Consider the following 22,081-nt stretch of genomic DNA (forward strand, 5'->3'; position numbering starts at 1 on the left):
CCCTTGCGGGGCTGGTTTCAGGTATAAAAAAAGCCCTAACGGGCGTCTGTTTGTCAGGACTGTATTTTTACTGACCAGAGGATTTGGTCATGCCGCGATAGTCCAGCGGAGCAACACCGGCATCAATGCGCACTTTCGTGGCGATACCATCAGTGGTGAAGCCTTCCTGCTGATCGATGTATGGCGTGTCGACGCCGTTGAGATAAGCGACCTCAATGGTGTCGGTGCCCTTCGCGGCAGCCAGATACCAGGCTTTCGCGTCAGCTTCATCCAGGCGTGGTTCGGCAATGACCTCTGCAAAGTTCTGGATAGGGTTTACGATCCCGGCATTGATGTCTGCACCTTTAACACTGGCCGACTTGATAGTCTGATTCGCCAGAGTTTCCAGGCTGACGGGCACCAGCATGTAGGCCGGACGGATATTCAGGGTTCGCTCCCCTTCCTTCTGAAGACGCATCAGCTTGCGCGATTCATCCAGGTTTGCCACGGAAATTGCGCCCGAACTCAGGTTTTTGTGATCGGCATGGAACAGCGCCTTTCCGTCGGAGAGTTTCGGGTTTTTGGTCAGGATGGCGTAAACCAGATCGCCAATCGTTGCTTTCGCCGCGCGCCCCATCTTCATCGGTACGTCGGTGAGCTGGTTCAGATCGTCGTTAATGATCGCCTGGCGGGTTACAGAGAAGATTTCACCGTAAGTGGCAAGCGCGATAGTTTCGCCTTTATCACTGGTGGTGATGTACTTGTACTCAGCCCCTTCGCGAACCTGTCGCAAAGAAGGGAAACCACCCATGCCGACACGATGCGCCGTTTTGAAGTCTGACAACTGGCCTTTTTTGGTCCACTGCTCGAAGGTTTCCTGCGCCTCGTCCCAGCCCTGAATCAGCGCTTTGTTCGCAACATCGAGCAGAATGTTGCCGAAATCAGAAGTGCTGTGGGTCAGCGCCAGGCCAACCATCTGCATCGGATTGTAGCTGGCCACGCCAATACCTTTTTCTGTCAGAGCCATACGCGCATACTCGCGCAGCGTCATACCGTTATAAACGTTATCCCGTTCCTGACCTTCGAACCCGGCACGCGCCATTAGTGCCTGGCGAATACCGTCCGCTACAAAGTTACCGTTACCCGCATGAATATGCGGCTGGGTGGTTTTATTGGATGGGGTAGCCGTTTTACCGAGTTCTGCCAGCAGCAAATCTTTCGCCTTATCGACGGAACAATCAGGGTCAGCCACACACTGATTCTGCAGTTCCATGTGTTTATTGCCGAACATGGCAAAGAGATCGCCGATAGCGTTAACTCGGGCTTTCTGCTCAGCCATCACCTGCGCACGAATGGTATTTTCATCCGGCGTCGGGTCTGTTTTTGCCTGCGGTGCCTGAGGCTGGGTAATAACCGGGTCACGCTGGGTAGTGTTGCGCGGCGGGGTGATCATGTTGCGAATGCTTTTTGGCATTTTTTCAAATTCCTCAATACGTTTTGAATGAATACAGGCCATAGCCTGAAGGGATGGTGTCACCTGGTCGGCAAAACCCAGCTCAAGGCACTCGCTGCCGTTCATCCAGGTTTCGTCTTCCAGCATTGCCGCAATTTCATCGGTGGATTTTCCGGTTTTCTGCGCATAAGCCGGTATCAAAACGGATTCAACCTTGTCGAGAAGATCCGCATAGTCGCGCATATCGCTCGCGTCACCACCAGCAAACCCCCATGGCTTATGGATCATCATCATCGTGTTTTCAGGCATGATGACCGGATTGCCTACCATAGCGATCACTGATGCCATTGAAGCGGCCAGACCGTCGATATGTACGGTAATCGCCGCGCCGTGGTGCTTCAGCGCGTTATAGATAGCAATGCCGTCGAAGACATCACCACCGGGTGAGTTGATATAAAGGTTGATGTGGGTGACGTCCCCAAGTGCCCGGAGATCATTGACGAACTGTTTCGCCGTTACGCCCCAGTACCCGATTTCGTCATAAATAAAAATGTCGGCCTCGCTGTTATTGCTGGCCTGCATGCGGAACCACGAATTACTTTTTACGCTGGCTTTCGGACGGTGGCGCGCCCGGTTCTTTGGCTTCGGCACTGGTGCCTCCTTTATCATTGGCGGGGTCTGTGTCAAACACCAGGCCCTGTTCACGGTTCTCGTCAACCTCCGCTTTACGGCGTGACTTAACATCATCCGGGTTGCGACCGCTGGCACGTATCCAGTCGGATTCAGTAGCAGCACCGCCGCGGATCTGCGTTTTCCAGGCATTCGCTTCTTTAACGGGGTCAATCCACGGCATAACGGGCCCCGAATAAACCGCGTTATACAGCGAGTCCATATCGATGCCTCTCGGCAGCTTGATTTCTCCGGCAGCAATAGCCATCTTCAGCCAAGCCCGGTACATGGGCCGGGTCACTGAACCGATGAACCAGTCCTGAAGAATCAGATATCCGTCGGTTGACTCGACAAGCTCCTGCCGCTGGGCACTGTACGTGCCGTTGTAGTTTCTGGATGTGCTGGAAAAACTGAGTCGACTGCCGGCCGATACAGCACGCAGCTGTCCGTTACGAAACGACTCGAGATTAGGGTTCGGGCGATCGGATTTAATCATCCCGATTTCTTCCCCGGCCTGCAGCTCGTCATAGAGCATCCCGGGCTGAATCATCAGCTCGCGGTCATCGCTGCTGGAATCAGACTCGAAGCTCTGTCCGTCGCCTTTTTTGATATACATGCCGAGTGCAGCAGCAATTCTTGCTGCAGTCAGCTCAGAGTCCTCGTACTCTTTCAGCGCGCTCAGCCGCATCAGGACACCTGACAAAAGAGATGTCCCACGGGTCTGGTGCAGGCGTCGGGTGAATTTGAGATGAAGCATGTTCTCTGCATCTATCTCTTTGGTATCGAACTGACGCCCGGACACCGGCAGGCTTTTATAGACCTGATATTTTTTAGGCCGTCCCCAGTTATCGACAAAAACACCCTGATTGAGCTGGGTGGCGGCATCGCTGTTCATTGGCACGAAGTCCGGCTCCAGCGCTTCCAGCCAGAACGGTACGCCAGCAACGGGCTGAAGCCCATTTCCGGTACCACGAACCAGCTGAGCAAATACCTCACCGTCCCGGAGCCACGTTCGCAGCATCAACCGCTCCAGCATGGGGCGGGTAAACTGGGTTGTAACATCGGGTCTTACAGACCATTCGCCCCACTTTCTGCGGATATCAGTGGCCAGTTTTTTAGCGATCTTCCCGTTACTCAGCATCGGATGCGGTTCAACTATGATGCCCTTCGCACCCACCACCCTTTCTTCCAGCTTGTCGAAAACGCCGATCACCAGATCATGGTTGTTGTCCAGCCAGCGCGCCTGCTGCCTCAGTGAAACCGCCCCCATCTGACTGAGCTGATCGGCAGAGCGATTTTCTTTCTGGGCTTTGTGGGTACGCGTTTGCTTAACCGCCTCATACGCCTTAATTACCGCACGGGCACGCAGGCGTGAGGCTTTCCAGCCTGGCGAAAAGATGCCAATCGCATCATCTAAAAAACTCATCCAAACCTCGCCAGCCTGTAGCCGGGTCGCCCGCGGCGTTTATTATTGAGCGTTGCCAGTCGGCGCTCCCATTCCTGACGGCCTTTTCTGATTTCCGACAGGTTTTCGAGCGTCATCTGCTGCCCGTTGAAAGTGATTGATTTACCCTCCAGAACAGACAGCTCGGCTGCGGCGTAGCGGTCGATCATGTTTTGAATATCTGCTGGATTCACACCCAACCTCCTGATGAAGACCACGGATTAGCCTGCTCGGTTACGGGCTTCTCGCGTTTTGGTTTTGATTTTGATTTCGGCGCAGGCGACGGGGATGGCACTTCGCCAGTTTCCGTCTGCGTGACCTCGATCCACGTTTCCCGCCGTGCCCACTCAGGAGCTGACGGCCATTTGATTTTTTCGTAACCACTAAGGATGGCGAGCGCGTCGGCATAAACGAGCAGGTCGAATGCTTCGTTTGCGCCCCGCCCGGGCTTACTCCACTTCCCTTCATTCGAACGTTCCTCATACGTCAGTTCGTCATAGAACCAGCTGCCCAGCCAAGCGGGAAAATGCACATAGCCAGGGCCAGGTGAATCCCGCCACAGCGCATTATTCACCCGGTCTTTGAGGGCATCAGTCTGGAGAAGATAAAGAGGCACATCACCCGTCGCCTGTGCGCGACGCGTTGATCTGCCCGTATTATCAGGAAATGTTCGCTGGATAAGTTTGCTACGCCTGACACTGTCACCCTTGAAGAGATAGATACGCTTACCCAGCCCCTCGCGGCGACATCTTCGCCAGAACTTGTAGGCATTATCCGTCACGCCGTCCTCGCCCCCGGAGTCCACAGCCATCGACATAAGCCGCATGCCCTTTGACGGGTCAGACGCGAGCGGCCACGTTTTATCAAAGACATCGGTGAGTAAAAGATCCCAGTCCTCAGGGTAGCTTGCCGGATCTACCTGAATGCTCTCCCCGTTGCCGTCGCAGCGCAGCGAATACCGGATGTTGTAACGGTCAACTATCCAGCGCTCCCCCATACTTCCATAACCCGTGACCTGCACAACAAAGCGCCTGTTGCGCCCGGCCTGTACGTCAACGGTCGCGGTGAGAAATTGCACGCCATCCGGTACCGAACGTTTAGGGACATCTTCGGCACGCTGCTCGAGCAATTCACTTTTGCGCTGCTCCATGCTGGCCCGAGGCAAATAGGGCCTGCCGAAATCGGTGTTGATAACCGTCTTCAGGGTTTCTTCACTGCGGGTGGATTCATATTCCTGCTCGGCGGTCAGGAATTTATAGATAAGCTGCGACCAGGTCTGGTAAGCCGCTGCCGGACCTTCCATCCAGAAGGAGGCAATACGGGAACGTCGGCCATCACCGCTTACCTGCCCTTTACTGTCGATACTCTGCCCGTCGCGGAGCCACACACATTTCATGTTAAGCGCACGCTTCATATCCGGTGTGATCCTGCCCTTACAGGCCGGGCACTGTAGAATCGCCGCTTCGCTGGCAAGCACAGGATCGCTGCTGTCGCGATACCCGGTCATATTGTCCATTTCCGGCTGGAAATATTCGCCGCAATGCGGACACGGCCAGTACAGACGGCGACGGTCGCCACGGTTATAGAGCGATAATATTCCGGTAGTTGGAGGGGCTTCATGGGGCGTGGAACGCCGCCATTTTGTGTCTCTGATATCCCGCCCGGGCGAGCTCTCAACCAGCGTCATCCCGGAGGACATGAATGTCGTGGTACGCTTCGACGCCAGTGAAAAAGCGTCGCCTTCTCCGTCGATATCTTCCGGAAAGCGGTCGTAATCCGTCAGCGCCACACTTTTATAGTCAGAGGACGACATGATGTTGACGGATGGCCAGCCCAGTTTCAGATAATTACCGGCGCGGAAAGTACGATCGTAAACGTTATTATCGTTACGCCTTGGGCTCAACCGGGTTTTCACTTCAGGGCTACAGCGAAAAGTTCGGTCCAGACGCTTTTTCGAATGTTCACGCGCCTTTTCCTCTGAAACCTGAATAACGAGCATATCTGCCGGGTCGCAAACGACGTTATAAACAATCCAGCCATCAATAAGCCCGATGGTTTTACCCGTTCGCGCGGGGCCAACAAAGACCACGGCATCATATTGGCGTGATGCCAGGCAGTTCATCGGCTCAATAACATAGGGCGCCAGATCGGGGTCCCACGGTACAGAGTTCCCCGCTCCCATTGGCACACGCATATATGCGCTGACCGCATCGGCCACATCCATGCGACGCGGCGCGCGAAGGATGCCGGAAACATCCCGGCGAATACCGCATGCCGATGCACGCTTTGCCATCACTCCTCCTCGGTATCGGCCTCCTCTTGTTCTGCGTCCTGGACTTTCTGAGCCATCTGATCACGCAAGTCGTCGATCACACTTTGGACGCGCGACACCGCCGCTGGTGGCAGCGCGCAGTCGCGCTCAAGAATGTCAGGTAGGGTCTCAAGCACCATGACGACTGCTTTAGCCATCAGTGAAAATTCTCGCGCCACTTCATCAGCGGGTATCAACTGCCCGGTATCCTGTTCGAACTTAAGGCGTTCATTCTCTGCCTTCCAGTGCGCCAGCCTGTCGGACGGTTGCATGTCTTCAAGGCTGGAAGAAACCGTTGGGATCATCAGTTCGGTCAAAATGTCGGTGATGAGGTAAAGCTTGAGTTTGCTATTACTGCCCGCTGCAGGTTCGATATTTTTAAGCCTGGCGGCTACTGTTTGGCGATGCACATCAGTGATGGCAGCAAGCTGGTTGATATTGAGTTTAAGAGAAGCTATTTCCTGGTCCATGATGTTGAACGCTTTTTAAACAAATCGACATCTTTAAAAAATGGTCCTCAGATAAAACAAAGACCTACCTGCATGATGATGATGCTCCTGGATACGAAAAACTAGCCGTTTCCCGCGAGCGCGCCGCCCCGTGGTAGGCCACCCCGCCGGGAGGACCCATCAAAAGCTAATGAAAGTCATTTTCATTTGATGCGGGGTGTGGTCCACGCGAGATGAAAGCCATAACAGCCCTTCGAACAATCCCAGCTTTCTATCCCCATAAGGGGATAGGGGATGGGCTGGATTCTTCACGGAGTTATAGATGCGCTCACAAGTCATTCCTGCTCCGTAGATTTCTTCAGCTCGTCAAGCATGGTATTTAGCTTCTTCTGCAAGGCTTCCAAGCACGCCGTCGAGCACTGCCGCTGCAGGTTTTGAACCATCATCAATAACAACCACCAGCGCACCGGCTGGCAGGTGCTTCATGTGCTGTTCAAGCGCTCGCTTCAGAGCTTCAGTACGCTGGTGGGTTGAGATAGCAATGCCAATCCGTGATGAAATGACGCTGGCGGGGACGTATGGGACACCATCAATAATGACCTGCATACAACCTCCTATCAGCGGCCACGCAGATTCCAGATTAGACCGCCAGGCTGACATTCTTCCTGAATGGCTTTTCGAACATCCAGCCTGTCGATTGCCTGTTCTATGGCAGAGGTATCAATCTCAACGCGAAGCATCATCGAAGAGCAATATTGCTGCTTTCCAAATCGCGTATTGACCAGATGTTCAACGGCAAATTTCTGCCCTTCAGGGGTCAGGAAGGTGAAGTGTTTTTCTTTCTGGTATTCCGTAGCTGTATGCCTTGTTTCTGCAAAGCCCAGTTCGCGAAGTTCGGCAGTACCGGATTTAGATGGCAGATCACCAGACACAAGAGCACCACGATAAAAAAGCGCGTAAAGCACATCAGAAGCAGCACCAGAGAGCGTAATGATTTTGTTACTCATTGAATGTTTCCTTTTAGGCGTGAGCCTGTCGCACGGCAAAGCCGCCGAAAGTTAACGGTTTGCCCAGGCTCACAACTGAAAGACTTTCTTTGATGTGCGCGTGCGATGCGCATAAAAAAAGCCACCAGCAGATGCCAGTGGCTTGGGCGTGGTAATCAGGAATGGATTCGAACCATTGAGCCAGAAGATATTGGTCGTCTGCACCACCCTCCAGCTTATAGCAGCGTCACGCTTCGTCCGGATCGGTATTACCCGACATCTCGCGCACCTGATTAATGTGTTTCGACATTATCACAGGCACTAAGTGAATGCCTGCTGTAATGCCTATCTCTTATTGAGGATATTTGGTTGATTATCCGCTGAATGGGATAAAGCAATTATGATGAGACTGCCCATGTTGATGGCAATAAAAAAGCCACCAGCGAAAGCAAGTGGCTTATCAAGTTTAACGAGAGGTGTCGTTATTGGCGTGGCGGACCAGCAAACAAACTATTTACTCAAAGTATGAATCGCATCCTTAAGGTTCGAATCGATTTGATCCTTTGCTGAATTCACGCTGGTTTCAAACCATCTAATTCCATCGATACCAAACTCATGTCCGGGGCAAATGTCATTTAGCATGCTCATTTTAACCTGCAGAGTATCTTTTCCATTCAATCCTTTGAGCATGCCATGCGCAAGGACAGGCGTAAGCTGCATTTCTTCCAGACTTAATCCGTATGAATTCATTACATGATCAGAGAGAGCGGTCATTAGTCTGGGTGAGCTGACGCCTCGCTCCATAATCGCCGCAACGATGATGCTTGTGCAAACTATATGCAGCGTAGTCTCATCAAAGCGCTCTCCAGCCGTTAATTTACGGAAGGAGGCCCTCATGGCAGCCATCAAGTCTGTGACATGATTTTTAACTTTAACTGCAGCGGGACCACGTTTCAAAATTCCAATCACCGTTTTGCCTCATTAGCCGTTGAACTTGGCAACAGCTTATCAGGGATATCATCCGAGGATATTCTTTTCCTGTAAATGAGGAAGCGAACTGATTGCTTAACGTCAGCGCTTTTGGCCTTTAGCTTTGACCTCTTCTACTGACTTTTTAACGATGCCACATACTTCTTCAGCACCATCTGGACAGTAATGGTTGTACTTTCCGCCCTTACTCATTTCCCGGCGTACGTCATTCACAACCCCATCCAGGCTCAGACCTGAGTCCTCATTAAGAGACAGGACTACCAGTAACGCCTGCTTAAGGTATTCCTCTTTATCGCTTTGCATAATTCAGCCTCGCTCATAGTTGTAAGCCTTAAACGTAGACTAAAAACCCCAGCCATTTACTCCTAATGCAAACCTGCAGCTAGAGGCATTATCAATGTCCACCGGTAGATGAGCGTTGTAATGGCAATAATAAACCGCCCGTAGGCGGCGATTACTGTTCAAAGAGTTGAGTTCTTAGTTCTGAATATTGTGTTTGCTTCTTCACACTTTGATTGTAACTGCACTAGCCTTTCAGCTATGTCACTGCTTGGGCAGTTCGTTACTATGCAATACCCCTCAACCCATGCCTTATCAACACTTTTTGTGAACAGGCTTTCGAATATCTTTACCCAGTCACTGCTTGGTACACGCTCCAGCTCAAAGAACTTTAATGCACCACTCCCACGTTTTGTTCTGTGCTCATCAAATCCCAGGATTTTCATTCTTCATCTCATCGTTGTTTACTGGGAAAATTTTTAGCACTTATCTGAGGTTTTTTCTAATTACCAAAACTTATAGGCATCACTGTTTTCCCATTATCAAGCCCACCAGCAGATGAGCTTTGTAATGACTTAACCCAGCTTAGCGCGTACCAATGCGTCTTTGGCCTCTAGCAGTTTGCGCAGGCCTGCTGCCTTTTCTGCGCCGTCCGGCAAGGTTTCATCCATCAGCGTCGCAAGATCGCCAATAGGCTTACTCACTTCTTGCAGGTGTGCCGGAAGATGCTGGTACGCAAAATACTTCATGATCGGAGATGACATTCTTAACCCTCAGTTAGTAAAAATCCCCGTGTTAAGCGAGGCCGTGAGAATTTGCTACGTTTAAAGTCCAGAGGAGAGACTGTGTCTGAACCTCAGGGATGAGGCTCTATTTCAGGCACTGCGTACGGACATATTCCTGCAGACCTGTCAGTTGCTTGGTTGCGGTTTCGATTCGCTGTCTGAGGGTGAAATAATCCCGTTCAGCGGAGTCAGTAAGTCTGGCGCTGGTTGCATCATCCATGCCGGAGGTTCCGGTGGAGTTAATCTTGCAGGTTGCGTTGAGTTGCAGCCGCTTACGCCCAGCAATGACATCGCTATGCAAACGCTCAATGGTTTCTTTCGCATCTACGAGTTCCTGTGTGTATTTGGCATCCAGCGCGGCCACATCACGCTGGCGCACCTTCATGTCATCAATGGTGTCATTAGCCTGACTCAGCTTGTCAGTCGCTTTGTCGCGCTGGTCTTTATAGGTGATGGCGTTGTCGCGATAGTGATTAACAGCCCATACCAATGAACCCAGCAGCACTATGACCACAATCGGCAGCCATAACTTCCTGATAACGGCGCCGATCATGCCTTTGGCTCCGCTATAAAACCACCAGCCTCTTTGAATTTCTTCAGGAGGTTTTCAACCTTGTGCTCATGCTGGCCATAACCTGCGCCGGGCAACGACGCCCAGATGTTGCTGCAGCGGTCAATGGCCTGACGGATATAGCCTTCGTCGATGAGCTGCAGGGCGCGGCGTTCTTTAATCTGCTGCAATGCCACCGCGTCCTGGCTGGCCGGGGAGAAATCCCTGAGGCCAAGCTGCGACCGATAAGCATCCCAGTAGCGAGAAAGCAGCTGGTAGCGGCCGGCAGCAGTAGATTTCAATCGGGGGTTAAGGGTGATCAGTTTGCGAGGGTGATCTGCGTAGCTCGTAAAGAGTGAGCCGCCCACAATCACGTCATAGCCATGGTTCTTTGTTGGCTGACCTGGCTTATCGGTTCCCTCTGACCATGCGAGCATGTCCAGGAAGGCTTTACGCTGTGCGTTGAGAGCTTGCATGATTTACTCCGAGATAACGACCTTAGCCAGATTCCCACGCGCCAGCCATACCGCCATGCAGATGACGGAGTTCAGCAGCAGATCGCCGAGATTAACCTGTACGTAATGGCCGAAAAGAATGCTGAAGGCGTTGAATCCGGCGGCAAGGATGATCAGGTAGGCCAGCACCGCGACACTCAGGCGATAACGCTTCCCCTCTTTCCGGAAAAACATCAGCCTGACCATGATTAACAGGCAAACTATGGCGTTTGCATTCATCAGAAGAAGTTGCCATGTCATTTATCTTCCTCCCCCAGCCCTGGCATCTTCCCGCTTTTGGACTTGCGAAGAATGCGCAGCAGGACTGCCACGGAAATGGAAGCGGTAACGATGGCGCCGACAGCTGGGGATACCTCGATGCTGGCCGGTGGCTTCATCAGGCTTAATGGCGTGTTTATGATTCCGGCCATGATTTTTGCCATGGGCACGGAGAAGAACACGCCACTGATAAATGATATCAGCGCAAAGATAGCCTGCTTCCAGAGTTGATGGGGGTCTGAGGTCAGAACGTATAACGCGGTTCCGGCAAGCGATCCGAGCATCACTGCAGGAGTCGCCTCCGGAAACAGCGTGGCAAAGGTTACACCGACAGAAGACGATGTAAGACCAACGCCTACGATAGTTGAGGTCTCAGGCATAATTATTCCGTGTGTATAGGATCAGGCCCTCGGGCTGCATTTAACAACGAAGCCATCTGATGTTGATTCCCAGGACCTGAAAATGAAAAAGGCCGCCTAAAGGCAGCCTTAAAATACGTGTATATATTTAACATGGCGGAGCAATGGGACCTTGAAGAATCTCAGCTTCGCCGTCATCGCAAATATCATAACCTTGAGTCAGTTGCCATATACCCCTGATAATCCGTCCTGTTCGGAGATCTTCCGTTTCGCCATCTGCGTAAAAGGCTACCTGAACCCTGCCATTGTGTTTTATCCAGTAAAAACCTTCTTTCATACCTTACCCTCCCTCACTAACGATAGAGTGTAGCCATTCTGTTTACGGGCTTGTGTGAGGGATACTTAATTATGAATAAAGCGATGCACTGATCCGCGCTCAGTAATGATCAGCCCACAGAGACAGTCACACCGACCGTTCCCTATGGCTCACCCCTGAAAGGCTCTGTGGTTGAATTGCGCCGAGCGTGGCGCGGAGAATTGCAGGCATAAAAAAACCCGCTCGGTGGCGGGTTTCTTAACTCTGAACATACAATGCCCATCGTTAACGTCAAATTTACACAAAAACGGCAACTTTGCAAGTAACGTGACGCTAAATAGTGATATTTATATCGTATTATGCGCTCTTGTTACTTTCTTCAGTTCAGCATCAGCATTGCTTTCTTCCTGAAAACATTTCGTCACCAGGCTTTCATAGAACGGTTTCCAGCTGTAGCGCCAGGTGCGATCTGGAAGGCTATCCAGCTCAGCCAGAACGCCGCGATACGCCACCGATGATTTCGGCCTGCTGTACCCTCTTCCCTCACACCGTTTGCACTCCTTATAAACGGGTACGCCCTGGAAATCAGTTTCTTTACGGTCGAGGGTTTTTCCCGTTCCTCCACACTGGCAGCGCTTACTCAGTTGGCCCGTGCCGTTGCAGTTGCCGCACAGCTGGTGGTCCACATCCTTAACCTGACGGGTGACCTCAAAGTCAGATGGAGACTGGCCCAGATCCTTAGCAAACTGAGGCAGGCGCATCGTGTAATGGCTTTTGGTAATCACGCTGATTTTGGTGATGATGCTTTTGCCCTGGCATTTTGGACAATCGACACTGTCAGCAGCTGATGAGGCGTAGTCTTTGAAGGCGAACCGGGCGAGAATCCGCATGCACAGCGGGAATTTTTTACCAGCAGCTTTACGTACCGCCATAGGAGCATGCGCTTTAGCGTATTCCGATAACCAGGATATCGCGGCCTCCTTATCTTGTGGACTTATTCCTGCCTTTCCCAGATACATGGCAAGGCCAATGCCGGCGTCTGCCTGAGTCATGCCCAATGCCGCCATGATATCGGTTACAGTTAACTGATCGCCAGCTGTTGCGCGGACGCTGTCCGAAATGTGCATTCCTTTAGGTGCAAAAAACTTTAATACGCTGTCGAGATTCATCGTATTCTCCAATCCGTCTACGCCAGAACGCCGAGCGCATATGCCCGGTCCAGCAAATTAATAATCAGTACCGGTTGCGCGCCATACTTGCGCTCAAATTCAGTTGGGTCGTTATGCAGTTCGGTGTGATGGATACGGCAGAGCGGGATCACAAAAATGTCGTGCGCTTTCGTTGCCATACCACCCTGCCCCCAGCCGATTAAGTGATGGGGGTCATCAGCCTGCTGACCACAACAGGCGCAAGGTTGGGTTTTAACCCAAGCAAGATAATTACTGTTCTCCCAGCGGATGCGCTTGGGGCGCTTCATGAAGGTCAACGGCGATTCAGGTTCAACAACTGTGACAACTACGGGTTGAGGAATAGGCATTTCAGCCACTTTGTCAGCGATAATGCTGGTGGCCGACACGCTCGGGACGATGTCACTTTCCCGATTACTCATCTTCTCCTGAGGTAATCGAAGGACCTTACGTGCGACGGACTCTGGCAGCTCTCCGAAAACGCCCTTAATGACAGCCCACCAGCACAACTCAGACAGGGAGATCTGGCGTGTCTTGTCCAGCAGAAGCGTGTAGCGGATAGTGTCCAGAATCCAGTCGATGAGGTTTTGACGAGCCAGCTCTGCCAGCGCTTCTGTATACTGCCCTCTCAATAAGTTGTCACAGTAGCCGCACAACCGCAGCGCGCTTGGTTCCTGTCGCAGGATGGTCATTTCGTGATAGTGATAATCGCTATGTTCGTTCTGGCAATGCCCAGAGCTACTCCTGAGTAACCAGTTCTCAAGACTTGGCAGCCCACCAGCTGCGTAAATCACTTTCTCCGAATGGAAGAATTGGATCAGATCCTGCTCGAAAGCCAACGGCTGCAGAGCATCGGGAACCCGGCCAGCTGGGTAGCTTTTCATGCTTTCAGGCTGGCGCTCCACCAGAACCCTGCCACCGCTGAAAAGGCTCATTAGTTCACTGCCCGGCTTAAGCAGAACCACACCAAGTTCCCGGGCAATAACTGGCTTTAATAACCCTCGCATCAGTTAATCTCCCGAATAATGATTTGCCCTACTTCTCCCCAAAGTTTCGTTACGCGTGAATCCCAGATATGGGCATCATCCTCGAATAGAGCATCCAGCAACGCCTTTTCCAGATTGTCCTTATCGGGCTTGCTCTGGTGAGGCTTACCGTTCATTTCAGCGCGTTTCTTCTTGCTCCAGCTCTTGGGCATGGGGAGGATGAACGTAACGTGGGAGTTTGCCTCAGGCAGCTTAACTCCAAGCAAACGGACGTGATCGCAGAATGCCCGGTACCGAAGCACTTCTGGTCGTTTCTTCCACTTGTCTGCGCGGGTCATGCGTGGCTTGCCCATCGGCACTACGTTATAGATTTTCATGAGTGACCCCACGCACGGGAACGCATGCTTTGTACTGTTTTTGGGTTGGACTTTTGCTGGGGCAGCTCTGCGCTTACGGTCCAGTATCGCGGATCCCTGTCGAGGGTTTTCTCTACGCGAACGCCTTTTTCGCGATAGCGCTTAACCAGCTCCTCTGCTTCGTCTGTAGTCAGATTGGTGTGGGTGAACCAGCTCTTTTTCATGCCTGCCCCCGTAAAGCTGCAGACAATAAAAAATCGCTGTCCCCGGATGGGGTCAGTGGTAAGGTTTTATTGATTGGTTTTTGCGCCATGGTATCTCTCCAGTGGCGCAGCAGGTATAGGTTGTTCAGGCCTATGAGGGGAGTGTATCAGAGTTTAGAGAAACGCGAATACCCGCCTTCTCCAGCATCTGTGTAAAGAGTGTTGGTGTGCCTACTATCTCATCTCGCTGGAGCGGCATGAAGGATACTTCATCGCCACGCCTGTACATCAGCGCTCGCTCACATTCTGGAAATGATTGCAGTCGTGCAACGATAACCCCATCGTGACACCTAATAACCGCATATCCCTTTTTTGGTAATTCTTCTTTTTGTTTCACCAGTCCCCCCTTCAGCCTGGAAAAGTCATTGAATGCTGTATTAATAAAACCAGTCGTCAGCGCTTTCCCAGGTCTGCTGGAGGATTTCTTCAACTTTCGTTTTAACGTCTTTCTCACCACCAGAAACACTCAACCCATCCATACCTGCGCGCCGAATAGTCACCGAGCAATCTTCAAACTCATTCTGTAATCGTTTAGATAGTTCTGTTTGAAGCGCCGGGAGCGCGCCATCTGGAAGTTTTTTAGTCCGATCAATGGTTAAATCAACTTTCATTTTTCCCTCCTCGCTGAAAAACTGTATATTTATACAGTTACTTTATAAACCTCTCATTTCTGGTTTGCAATAATTTCGGGGCATCAAATGCGGTTTGTATTGATGAAGATAAGGACGCATCGACCATGTTTTGTTAGAAACCCCAGGAGATCCTTGCACACAACGTACGCCTCGCTCCATGTTTGGTTACTTATCGATCAGGCTGTTTCGGAAGCATTGTCTTCTCGAGTGGTCAAGGCCAAGAAGTTACATAAAATTTAACCTTAAGTTGCTTTATTGTTAAGGCAACATGATCGTCTTTCTTTGTAAGTTCCATGGCATATATCCTAAAAATTATTGGCATGATTGCTGAACAGCAACAGCAGTGTTTAACTGTGCAGAATGTTTGTTATATGCGCTTACATAAAGCAAAAAATTTAAACATGAACAGCAAAAAAGTGGCACAGAGAAAATTGCTCAAACATCACAATAAATCTTTAAAAAATCCAGACTATTATTCAGATCTAGCAGGCGCTGACTTGCGTTTTATGGACCTCCGGAGGCTAAATTTGAAAAATATCAACTTATCCGGAAGTGACCTTTCTTTCAGTGATCTACGTGGGGTTAATTTCTCATTTGCCAATCTTAACGGGGCTAATATGAGTCACTGCAATACAGAGGGGGCTATCTTCGATCATGCGGTTTGCGCTGGCGTTGACTTCTCTGGAAGTAATATCAAAGCCGCAAGTTTTACTGGTGCATTGATGGATAATGATTACGTGCCGGAGGCTACGTTGACCGCTACACCTCTTATCACTGTTTACATGCCGACATGGAATCGTGAAGCGCTGACAATACGGGCTATAAATTCTGTAATTAGGCAAGATTATATTCATTGGGAACTTATCATTATTGATGATTTTTCCTCTTCTTTTGAGAAGCTGCAGGCATTTGTTGCTGAAATTAAAGATCCACGTATAACCTATATTCGTAACGAATTTAATTCGGGTGCCTGCGCTGTCCGAAATCAGGCCATAAAAATGGCCAAAGGCTATTTGATTACAGGCTTGGATGATGATGACGAATGGCTACCTACCCGTCTTTCGTCGTTTGTTGCCTATCAGTACAAGCTTGAGACTCACGCATTTTTGTATGCAAATGATTACCTATGTGAAAGCAATAGTTATCAAAATTTAAGCGAATTGAAAGATTATCCTAAACCCGCATACAAAAAGAGCCTGTTTGATAAAAGAAATATAATTGGCAATCAGATCCTGACATTAACCGACAGACTGCGTAAAACATTGTTTGATGAGAATTTAAGCGCAGCGCAGGATTATGATGCTTTTTATCGATTGGCTGAAACATATGGCGACCCATTCAAACTGGATGACATTACTCAAGTGCTTTATGTAAATCATGGAGAAGCTCGAATTACATGCTCAGGGAGAAAGTTCGCAGGTTATCTGGATTTCTATCGAAAGCATAAATCTAAATTAGATGCTTCCAGTAGAAAATATCAACTCTTTACCCTGTACTATATCCGTAATAAAAGCATGAGTTCGCGAACGCTGATGAAATTGATGACACTTCGCAATATTAAAAGATATCTGATGATGTATTCCAGTTTTAGAAACAGAAAGTTCTAACTGCCTGATAAAAAATATCGTTTCCTCCACCGTTTCAAACGGACAAAGCGCTAAAATGTAGCCGCGACTTCGCGGCTACATTTTAGTCAATTATGTCGCATTCTTAATGATGCGCATTTCTGGCATGTTGTCCTTACCCGTGCTTCAGCAAACGGCCCTAGTACTGAATTGCCACACCGGGCAACTTGCTTATCCTTCGCATACTTCATACCACGATAGTCTCGGTCGATGATCTACCACTCCGGGAAACCTCGGGCGTGGCACAGCTCTGCAGCATGCGCATACTGATATCCACAATACGGTACTCCACGCTCATTATGATCCCATGACTTTTGCCATCCAATTATTAAAACCGAATTTAGCTTTTAGAACCTTTAAAGCAGGTTTCCTGGTATTGGCTTTGGCTGTTTGGTATCGATCAAGCTTTCGACCTGCAGCGAGTCCGTCGCTTTTCCGATTCCTATCGCATAGGTTTTTCCATTGTATTCATGCAACACAACATCAAAAACACGGGCCGCATTAGCGGACTGTACCGTCACTTCAGTCACCAAAAACTTTTTATTCGGATAATCATACATTTTTACTTCGCCAGTCAGTCCATTTCCGATTAGTAAAATATCTACTTCCATACGAACCTCACAATCAATTTCAGATTTTTGTTAAAACTACCACAGCCTAATAGCTACAGTGATGAACTAGTAGAACACTTCACCAAATAATTTTTTCAAGTGGGGATTCATTCTAAGATACTCATCCCACGTTAACCCCAAAGCGGCCGCTATTTGACGATAATAAATTTCTTGTTGACTAGACTGAATCTTAATGAAATTAGCCATAAACCCTCCTTTGTGAAAGAGAGCACATTATCCCTCTTCCGCTCTAAGTGTCTATTTGGGGTTTGTCATTCAAGAGACAAAGGCAACCTTATTCAACACATCCTTCTCGCAACATGTAAGACTGGCTTACAGGTTCGGCACCCTGAAGCATGGCGGCGCGGTAAGCATCCAGCGCAGCGCCAGTGTGGTGCAGTCCAGCCGATCGCCCAAGCGAGTGAACATCTTCGCCATATCGATGATCGGCGTGTCGCTGCTCATCGCCTTCGCAAACTAATGACCAACCGCCACCAGCTGTTTGTTGTTCAGTGAATCGTTCATACCCGCGCCCTCCCGAAAATTTTGTGTACCTGATAGCCCAGCCAGTTCTGGCGACAGACCTCTGTAATACTTGGCTGTTGGCGCTCCACCAGCACCACCTGCAATGGCTTGATGCGCTTCTCTCCACCCGGCAGCATGACGAACACGGGATGCCGTGGCTGGCCAATGTTCTTTACTGCGCCTGCAGATACAAGGTGCTCAAGCATGCGACACGCCTTTTTGCTGTCGCAGTCGAGCAATCGGCAAACCTGACGCGGTGTAATCTCACCACCGGACTGGATAGCGCGAATGATTGTCCAAAGCTTATTGCTGGCCATATTCATGCTCTCCTCGCCATGCGCAGGCATTCATTGCGGCGTTTGGCTATACGTGCCACTTCAACTGAGCTGCAGGCGATGCTGAACATGTCGGTATAAACACCAGCTGCACGGCGCCATAAACCCTTATCAGCCAGCGCCTTCGCTTTCTGTTCAGCTGCCATGATTCTCGCCGGGTCACTTTTCAGGATCATGCAGGGCAAGATAACGTCTGGAATGTTTGCATCGGGCGCAGCCGTGTAGACGAACTGCACGCTGTTTCGGGTGCGGATGATTACACCCTCATCACTCAGCTCCCGCAGCAATTTGCCAGCGGTGGCGCCAGCCATGTCCAGTGCATCGGATACGTCGCCTACGGCGCAGTTCGGTCGATAGCGTACAAAAACCGCCACCTGTTCTTTTTGGGTTAACTGTTTGGTCATTGGTCAATACTCGATTTAGTTGCTGAAACCAGCCGCTTTGCGGCGTTTGTACTCTTCCATCAGCAGCTGTGCCGGAGTTGGTCCTGCCGGGTGCTGCGGTGCTGCCAGTTGGCGACGGATCGGAGGAACCGATAGACCGTTGCTAACGTGTTTGGTCCACTTCGTGAGAAGTTTTTCTGCCAGTTTCTTCAATTCCCCCTCTGTCATCTGGCGTTCAACGCCTGTTCTGCGCATCTCGATGCAGATGTGATACAGCACCGGCTGCGGCCAAGGATATTTATCGCTGCCCGAATATCGATATGATTCGTTTCGCCAGCGCCGGTAATCCAACATCACTTGCTCCGAGGTCAGCCCAAACGGATTGGCGCCACTCTCTGAAACCAGAGAAACAAACTCAGCGAGATCCGGGGGCCAGGTATTACCAACTGCGCAACGTTCCATGCACTGCTGGCATACAAGGCTGATTTGACTCTCAGTCATCGAACCTATCTGAGCAATCCAGAGGTCCGTAGGTTCTGCCCCATTCTTCTGCGTCCATCGGTTGGAGAAGATTTCCCCCATCACCTGCCACAACCGCCATGCCGTCTCCGTTGCCATCAAGTCCGTTCGCACGCCGCCATTTTGCGTGTGCTGACTGAATTTGCTGAACAGCTCGGGATGCTGTTGGTTCTGATTGAACTGCCGCATTTTGCTTTCCTCCGGTCTGTGGTTTTTGGTTCGTTCTCACGCGCTGTACATGCCTGGCAAATTTCTGCTCCCACTGCACCTGAGTGAATACCTTCCCCTCAGACGCCCAGTACGACGTGAACTCTGCGAGCTCGGTAACGAGATAATCAGGCTCAGGCAAAGCGATCCCCCACATAGCCGCGCGCTGTCGAAAATCTCTGGACGGCAACCAGGAGCATGACATTGTGAATTTACCGATCGGTTCATTCATGCCTTCCAGGTAACGCGGGGCGGTTGGGTCAGCTGGTGGAACTACCCCACCCGGGCTTTCTGTATGGCCAGCGCTAAGAGAGGGGTTTATTCCCTTCCCTTCCGTATCCGTATCCGTATCCGTCAGTGAGGACTCAGTGACTTCTCCATGAGTACTCACTGAGTCCTCACTGAGGCATCGGTGATTAGTGTTTGAATTACCCCCAACATCCTTGCCCGATTCAGTGAATTCAGGTGGGAGCGGTATTTTTGTGGCCGACGGGCGATTGATTTTCTGATGCTTAAGGAATCCTTTTATTTGAAGGTAATTAACTCCACTCACTGAATACTCACTGAGCAGTCCATGAGTTATCAATTCAAGTAGCAGTGGCTCACAATCGATCATGTCAGCCGGAAAGATTTGCATCTTGAGGCGTTTCGGAGACCGCTCAAGGCACCCCATATCATTTGCGAAGTTAAATAACCCGATAAACAATAAGCGCGCTGGAATTGAGCATTCCACCACCTTCTCATCTGTCCAGAATTCAGGTTTAACTGTTCTGATGCGGGCCATCAAAAACCTCTTTTTAACCAGCATCGCTGGTGGTCATTGTTCAAAACTCGATTAAAAAAATTGCGGCGCTACGGCGCTAATACTCGCCATTAGTGGTCCCGCCGCGTCAGCAGGTAACATGTTGAATAAAGCGATTGCGGCTTCACGGATTTCCTTCTCAAGTTTCTGCAACGGTGCTCCCAGCAGCTTCGCTTGGTGTGCCTCACTGCATTCCTTGATTGCATTCGCCACCAGTTCGGCTTCCGTTCTGGCATTACTGAGGCCATGTTTTCTGGCAATCTCTACAGGCATAGCTGCGACAATTGCGTCCGACAGCTGCATAACGTAAGCAGTGTATTTATCCGAGCTTCCCTCATTCTTCAGATAGCGGAATAGGTTCTGCTTATTGACCGCTATACCGCGGCCCCCTTCCTTAGCCCACTGCTCGGCCACCAGCTGCGCGATCTTTTCCTGAGCCTGGCCAGGTAAAGAGGATTCCCACTCCCGCACTGCCTCCAGTAAGGAACGGTGCCTGAAGCTATCTCGCCGACGCGCCATAAACTGATTTTGAGTTTTCAGCGGTGCAGCGAGATGCTGGTTATGATGATGATATGTGGCTGACTGCATGATTAAGCTTCCTTCTGAGGTAATCCATCTGTTGGGTTTGGATATAGATCCGGACGTAATTCGTGCGGAGTAATTTCCCAATTCAAAGCCCTGCAAGCATTAAGAACCTCAGTACTTGCTACTTGCGCGCGGAACCAAGCTGAGACAGTTTGTGAGTTTTTACCAAGCCGGCGCGCTAACTCGGACTGGCTACCACAAAGCAAAAGTATTCTTTTCTGGGTCTGTTCGTTCATATCATCTCCTTAAATTGTCTTCATATGATTGAAAATAAAATTTTCATTGTCAAGAAAATAGAACGATCCCAACTACAAAGAAACTTTGTATCCTTGTTTAATGGTTTGATTTGGATATGAATATGAACTTTGAAGAACGACTTATAAGAGCCCTTGAAGAGGCAGGCATATCTCAGTCTGAGTTAGGCCGACGTGTTGGTGTAAACTCTCAATCGGTCAGTGGCTGGTGCAATTCAGGTATAATTCCACGAAAAGAAAAGTTGGCTTTACTCCCTGAAGCTCTTGATAAGCCCTTGTATTGGTTCTTCATGTCTGATGAAGAAGAGCGATGGCTTAAGGAAACCACAGAGAGCAAAACTGTCCTTAATGAAAAGCAGAGACGGTTACTTGAAGTCTTCGATCAGTTGCCAGAAATAGAGCAAGATCGCTTTATAACTCTTGCAAACGATAGGCTTGATGAGCTGGATAAGTTTATGGCCGAATTTCTGAAGAAGAGAAAAATCGAGCCCCCATCCTCTGATAACTGATTGTCTCCCCCCTTAAACAGCCGCGTACGCGGCTTTTTTTTCGCCTCAAATCTACGTATAGCGAAAGCTTACGCCTTCATTGAAGTTTTTATTTTCACTAAATCCTTGACCAATGAAAACTAAATTTGTAGTCTGATTTTAGAAAATCAGTCATCAAGGCAGGACGCCCACGAAGTAGTTGCCGGCGACATACGAAACACCGGATGAGATGACAATACATTCGCGCAGCAGGTTTACCGTTCCGCCAGCCTGGCGTTAAGGGCACACAGGAGATAACCATGATTGATTTCGCACGTCAGCCAGCACGCATTCAGGCCGTTCGCGGGAATGCGTTCACCGCACCATTCCGTTTTCTGTGGAGGGTGCTTTGCATTAAAGGCAATCCAGAGTTAAACGCATGAGCTCTTTCTTCGCTTTGATCGTAACCGTCTGCGCCCTCACCGGCGAATGTTCAGACATCATGCTCGGTATTTATCAGAGCGAGAAAGTATGTGAAGCAGCTGCCGCAGAGCAGCATGTGAAAGGAGACTGTTACCCATATAAAGCGGCTGACGACCAACAGCCTGCGTTTCGTTTTTAATCGAGTTTTGACCAATGGCCGCAGGCCTCGAAGGAAACCAATTATGGAATTCGGTATGAAGCGAGTAATGGCATCTGTCCAGGCCATTGCAGTTTTGGACACCATCTATAACGGCGCTCCGGTAACAATCGCAGCAGTAAGTAAAGAATCGAAGCTCTCGATTTCATACCTTGAGCAAATATTTAAACAGCTGCGCCGCGGAAAACTTGTTATATCGCATAGAGGGCCGGGCGGCGGCTATGTGCCACGCGATGGTGAGATTTCAGTATCAGAGGTGATCCGGGCTGTCAGTAAAGTACCTGAGAACACTGCCTTCGATCCCGTGCTGGATGCGCTCGACTTAGTGCTGGTCTCCCAGCTCAAGAAAAAATAGCAGCGC

Annotated in this window: 32 protein-coding genes and 3 pseudogenes; 5 read left to right on the plus strand and 30 right to left on the minus strand. The window is 50.1% G+C overall.

Features of this window, described 5'->3' with window-relative positions:
* Nucleotides 1-67 precede the first annotated feature (67 nt).
* The 22 genes and pseudogenes from B2Q93_RS15500 to B2Q93_RS15605 all read right to left on the minus strand — a co-directional run bounded on the left by B2Q93_RS15500 (nt 68) and on the right by B2Q93_RS15605 (nt 14,746).
* Nucleotides 68-2,083 (minus strand): ClpP-like prohead protease/major capsid protein fusion protein, encoded by a 2,016-nt coding sequence (locus B2Q93_RS15500; RefSeq protein ID WP_286933682.1) that lies wholly within the window; start codon nt 2,081-2,083, stop codon nt 68-70.
* A complete protein-coding gene (locus tag B2Q93_RS15505; RefSeq protein WP_286933684.1) occupies nt 2,028-3,527 on the minus strand; it encodes a phage portal protein in 1,500 nt (499 codons plus the stop codon). Before B2Q93_RS15505 ends, B2Q93_RS15500 begins: the two co-directional genes overlap by 56 nt.
* On the minus strand, nt 3,524-3,739 hold the full coding sequence (locus tag B2Q93_RS15510; protein ID WP_001704123.1) for a hypothetical protein: 216 nt from the start codon (nt 3,737-3,739) through the stop codon (nt 3,524-3,526). The genes B2Q93_RS15505 and B2Q93_RS15510 overlap by 4 nt, the downstream gene beginning before the upstream one ends.
* Complete coding sequence (locus B2Q93_RS15515) at nt 3,736-5,838, minus strand: phage terminase large subunit family protein (protein WP_286933688.1); 2,103 nt, start codon at nt 5,836-5,838, stop codon at nt 3,736-3,738. Before B2Q93_RS15515 ends, B2Q93_RS15510 begins: the two co-directional genes overlap by 4 nt.
* Nucleotides 5,838-6,326 (minus strand): DUF1441 family protein, encoded by a 489-nt coding sequence (locus B2Q93_RS15520; protein WP_286933689.1) that lies wholly within the window; start codon nt 6,324-6,326, stop codon nt 5,838-5,840. The genes B2Q93_RS15515 and B2Q93_RS15520 overlap by 1 nt, the downstream gene beginning before the upstream one ends.
* Before the next feature lie 390 nt (nt 6,327-6,716).
* Nucleotides 6,717-6,911 (minus strand): annotated as a pseudogene (locus B2Q93_RS15525) (glycosyltransferase family 2 protein); the annotation flags it as partial.
* Between the two features lie 11 nt (nt 6,912-6,922).
* The gene (locus B2Q93_RS15530; protein ID WP_286933690.1) at nt 6,923-7,312 is read right to left on the minus strand and encodes a hypothetical protein; all 390 of its coding nucleotides are present in this window, start codon (nt 7,310-7,312) and stop codon (nt 6,923-6,925) included.
* 489 nt (nt 7,313-7,801) lie between these two features.
* Nucleotides 7,802-8,260, minus strand: coding sequence for a hypothetical protein (locus B2Q93_RS15535; RefSeq protein WP_286933691.1), 459 nt, complete (start codon nt 8,258-8,260; stop codon nt 7,802-7,804).
* A 102-nt stretch (nt 8,261-8,362) separates the two neighbouring features.
* On the minus strand, nt 8,363-8,584 hold the full coding sequence (locus B2Q93_RS15540; protein ID WP_207293398.1) for a hypothetical protein: 222 nt from the start codon (nt 8,582-8,584) through the stop codon (nt 8,363-8,365).
* A gap of 158 nt (nt 8,585-8,742) precedes the next feature.
* Nucleotides 8,743-9,006: a hypothetical protein gene (locus tag B2Q93_RS15545; protein ID WP_286933692.1), complete on the minus strand. Its 264-nt coding sequence runs from the start codon at nt 9,004-9,006 to the stop codon at nt 8,743-8,745.
* Between the two features lie 129 nt (nt 9,007-9,135).
* Nucleotides 9,136-9,324: a hypothetical protein gene (locus B2Q93_RS15550; protein ID WP_212477840.1), complete on the minus strand. Its 189-nt coding sequence runs from the start codon at nt 9,322-9,324 to the stop codon at nt 9,136-9,138.
* 106 nt (nt 9,325-9,430) lie between these two features.
* Nucleotides 9,431-9,898, minus strand: a complete 468-nt coding sequence (locus B2Q93_RS15555; protein WP_212477839.1) for a lysis protein — start codon at nt 9,896-9,898, stop codon at nt 9,431-9,433.
* Entirely contained in the window at nt 9,895-10,371 is a 477-nt protein-coding gene (locus B2Q93_RS15560) for a glycoside hydrolase family 104 protein (protein ID WP_286933693.1), read from the minus strand. The genes B2Q93_RS15555 and B2Q93_RS15560 overlap by 4 nt, the downstream gene beginning before the upstream one ends.
* A gap of 3 nt (nt 10,372-10,374) precedes the next feature.
* A complete protein-coding gene (locus tag B2Q93_RS15565) occupies nt 10,375-10,650 on the minus strand; it encodes a phage holin family protein (RefSeq protein ID WP_286933694.1) in 276 nt (91 codons plus the stop codon).
* On the minus strand, nt 10,647-11,048 hold the full coding sequence (locus B2Q93_RS15570) for a putative holin (RefSeq protein ID WP_212477837.1): 402 nt from the start codon (nt 11,046-11,048) through the stop codon (nt 10,647-10,649). Before B2Q93_RS15570 ends, B2Q93_RS15565 begins: the two co-directional genes overlap by 4 nt.
* A 127-nt stretch (nt 11,049-11,175) precedes the next feature.
* Nucleotides 11,176-11,364, minus strand: coding sequence for a hypothetical protein (locus B2Q93_RS15575; protein ID WP_286933696.1), 189 nt, complete (start codon nt 11,362-11,364; stop codon nt 11,176-11,178).
* 326 nt (nt 11,365-11,690) lie between these two features.
* Entirely contained in the window at nt 11,691-12,512 is an 822-nt protein-coding gene (locus B2Q93_RS15580) for an antitermination protein (RefSeq protein ID WP_286933697.1), read from the minus strand.
* A gap of 17 nt (nt 12,513-12,529) precedes the next feature.
* Nucleotides 12,530-13,537, minus strand: coding sequence for a DUF968 domain-containing protein (locus B2Q93_RS15585; protein WP_286933698.1), 1,008 nt, complete (start codon nt 13,535-13,537; stop codon nt 12,530-12,532).
* Nucleotides 13,537-13,893: a RusA family crossover junction endodeoxyribonuclease gene (locus B2Q93_RS15590; protein ID WP_207291859.1), complete on the minus strand. Its 357-nt coding sequence runs from the start codon at nt 13,891-13,893 to the stop codon at nt 13,537-13,539. Before B2Q93_RS15590 ends, B2Q93_RS15585 begins: the two co-directional genes overlap by 1 nt.
* Nucleotides 13,890-14,096: a hypothetical protein gene (locus tag B2Q93_RS15595; protein WP_286933700.1), complete on the minus strand. Its 207-nt coding sequence runs from the start codon at nt 14,094-14,096 to the stop codon at nt 13,890-13,892. The genes B2Q93_RS15590 and B2Q93_RS15595 overlap by 4 nt, the downstream gene beginning before the upstream one ends.
* A 130-nt stretch (nt 14,097-14,226) precedes the next feature.
* Nucleotides 14,227-14,472, minus strand: a complete 246-nt coding sequence (locus tag B2Q93_RS15600; RefSeq protein ID WP_207291861.1) for a hypothetical protein — start codon at nt 14,470-14,472, stop codon at nt 14,227-14,229.
* 40 nt (nt 14,473-14,512) lie between these two features.
* Nucleotides 14,513-14,746, minus strand: coding sequence for a DinI-like family protein (locus tag B2Q93_RS15605; RefSeq protein WP_207291862.1), 234 nt, complete (start codon nt 14,744-14,746; stop codon nt 14,513-14,515).
* 422 nt (nt 14,747-15,168) lie between these two features.
* Between B2Q93_RS15605 and B2Q93_RS15610 the strand changes: the two are divergent.
* Together B2Q93_RS15610 and wcaA are read left to right on the plus strand one after the other, a co-directional pair.
* Nucleotides 15,169-15,480, plus strand: a pseudogene (locus B2Q93_RS15610) (pentapeptide repeat-containing protein); the annotation flags it as partial.
* Nucleotides 15,481-15,489: 9 nt separating this feature from the next.
* Nucleotides 15,490-16,374, plus strand: coding sequence for a colanic acid biosynthesis glycosyltransferase WcaA (gene wcaA / locus B2Q93_RS15615; protein ID WP_286933988.1), 885 nt, complete (start codon nt 15,490-15,492; stop codon nt 16,372-16,374).
* Between the two features lie 90 nt (nt 16,375-16,464).
* Here wcaA and B2Q93_RS15620 read toward each other — a convergent pair.
* From B2Q93_RS15620 to B2Q93_RS15655, 8 genes and pseudogenes are all read right to left on the minus strand, one after another.
* Nucleotides 16,465-16,693: pseudogene (locus B2Q93_RS15620) on the minus strand (DNA cytosine methyltransferase); the annotation flags it as partial.
* Nucleotides 16,694-16,748: 55 nt separating this feature from the next.
* Nucleotides 16,749-17,003 carry a hypothetical protein gene (locus B2Q93_RS15625; protein WP_207291864.1) on the minus strand — a complete coding sequence of 85 codons (255 nt, stop codon included), beginning with the start codon at nt 17,001-17,003 and terminating at the stop codon, nt 16,749-16,751.
* Between the two features lie 521 nt (nt 17,004-17,524).
* Complete coding sequence (locus tag B2Q93_RS15630) at nt 17,525-17,851, minus strand: hypothetical protein (RefSeq protein WP_286933703.1); 327 nt, start codon at nt 17,849-17,851, stop codon at nt 17,525-17,527.
* Nucleotides 17,848-18,267, minus strand: a complete 420-nt coding sequence (locus B2Q93_RS15635; protein WP_286933704.1) for a PerC family transcriptional regulator — start codon at nt 18,265-18,267, stop codon at nt 17,848-17,850. Before B2Q93_RS15635 ends, B2Q93_RS15630 begins: the two co-directional genes overlap by 4 nt.
* Nucleotides 18,268-18,282: 15 nt before the next feature.
* On the minus strand, nt 18,283-18,828 hold the full coding sequence (locus B2Q93_RS15640; protein ID WP_286933705.1) for a replication protein P: 546 nt from the start codon (nt 18,826-18,828) through the stop codon (nt 18,283-18,285).
* A complete protein-coding gene (locus B2Q93_RS21235) occupies nt 18,740-19,780 on the minus strand; it encodes a DnaT-like ssDNA-binding domain-containing protein (RefSeq protein ID WP_349679666.1) in 1,041 nt (346 codons plus the stop codon). Before B2Q93_RS21235 ends, B2Q93_RS15640 begins: the two co-directional genes overlap by 89 nt.
* A 27-nt stretch (nt 19,781-19,807) precedes the next feature.
* Nucleotides 19,808-20,362, minus strand: a complete 555-nt coding sequence (locus tag B2Q93_RS15650; RefSeq protein ID WP_286933706.1) for a toxin YdaT family protein — start codon at nt 20,360-20,362, stop codon at nt 19,808-19,810.
* A 2-nt stretch (nt 20,363-20,364) separates the two neighbouring features.
* Nucleotides 20,365-20,595: a transcriptional regulator gene (locus B2Q93_RS15655; protein WP_286933707.1), complete on the minus strand. Its 231-nt coding sequence runs from the start codon at nt 20,593-20,595 to the stop codon at nt 20,365-20,367.
* A gap of 122 nt (nt 20,596-20,717) precedes the next feature.
* Between B2Q93_RS15655 and B2Q93_RS15660 the strand changes: the two genes are divergently transcribed.
* From B2Q93_RS15660 to B2Q93_RS15670, 3 genes are all read left to right on the plus strand, one after another.
* A complete protein-coding gene (locus tag B2Q93_RS15660; RefSeq protein ID WP_286933709.1) occupies nt 20,718-21,122 on the plus strand; it encodes a helix-turn-helix domain-containing protein in 405 nt (134 codons plus the stop codon).
* A gap of 397 nt (nt 21,123-21,519) precedes the next feature.
* On the plus strand, nt 21,520-21,702 hold the full coding sequence (locus tag B2Q93_RS15665; protein WP_286933710.1) for a DUF1482 family protein: 183 nt from the start codon (nt 21,520-21,522) through the stop codon (nt 21,700-21,702).
* Between the two features lie 43 nt (nt 21,703-21,745).
* Nucleotides 21,746-22,075, plus strand: a complete 330-nt coding sequence (locus B2Q93_RS15670) for an Rrf2 family transcriptional regulator (RefSeq protein WP_286933711.1) — start codon at nt 21,746-21,748, stop codon at nt 22,073-22,075.
* The last annotated feature ends 6 nt before the right edge of the window (nt 22,076-22,081 follow it).

Source organism: Leclercia sp. UBA5958, assembly GCF_002430365.1.
GTDB lineage: Bacteria > Pseudomonadota > Gammaproteobacteria > Enterobacterales > Enterobacteriaceae > Enterobacter > Enterobacter pneumoniae.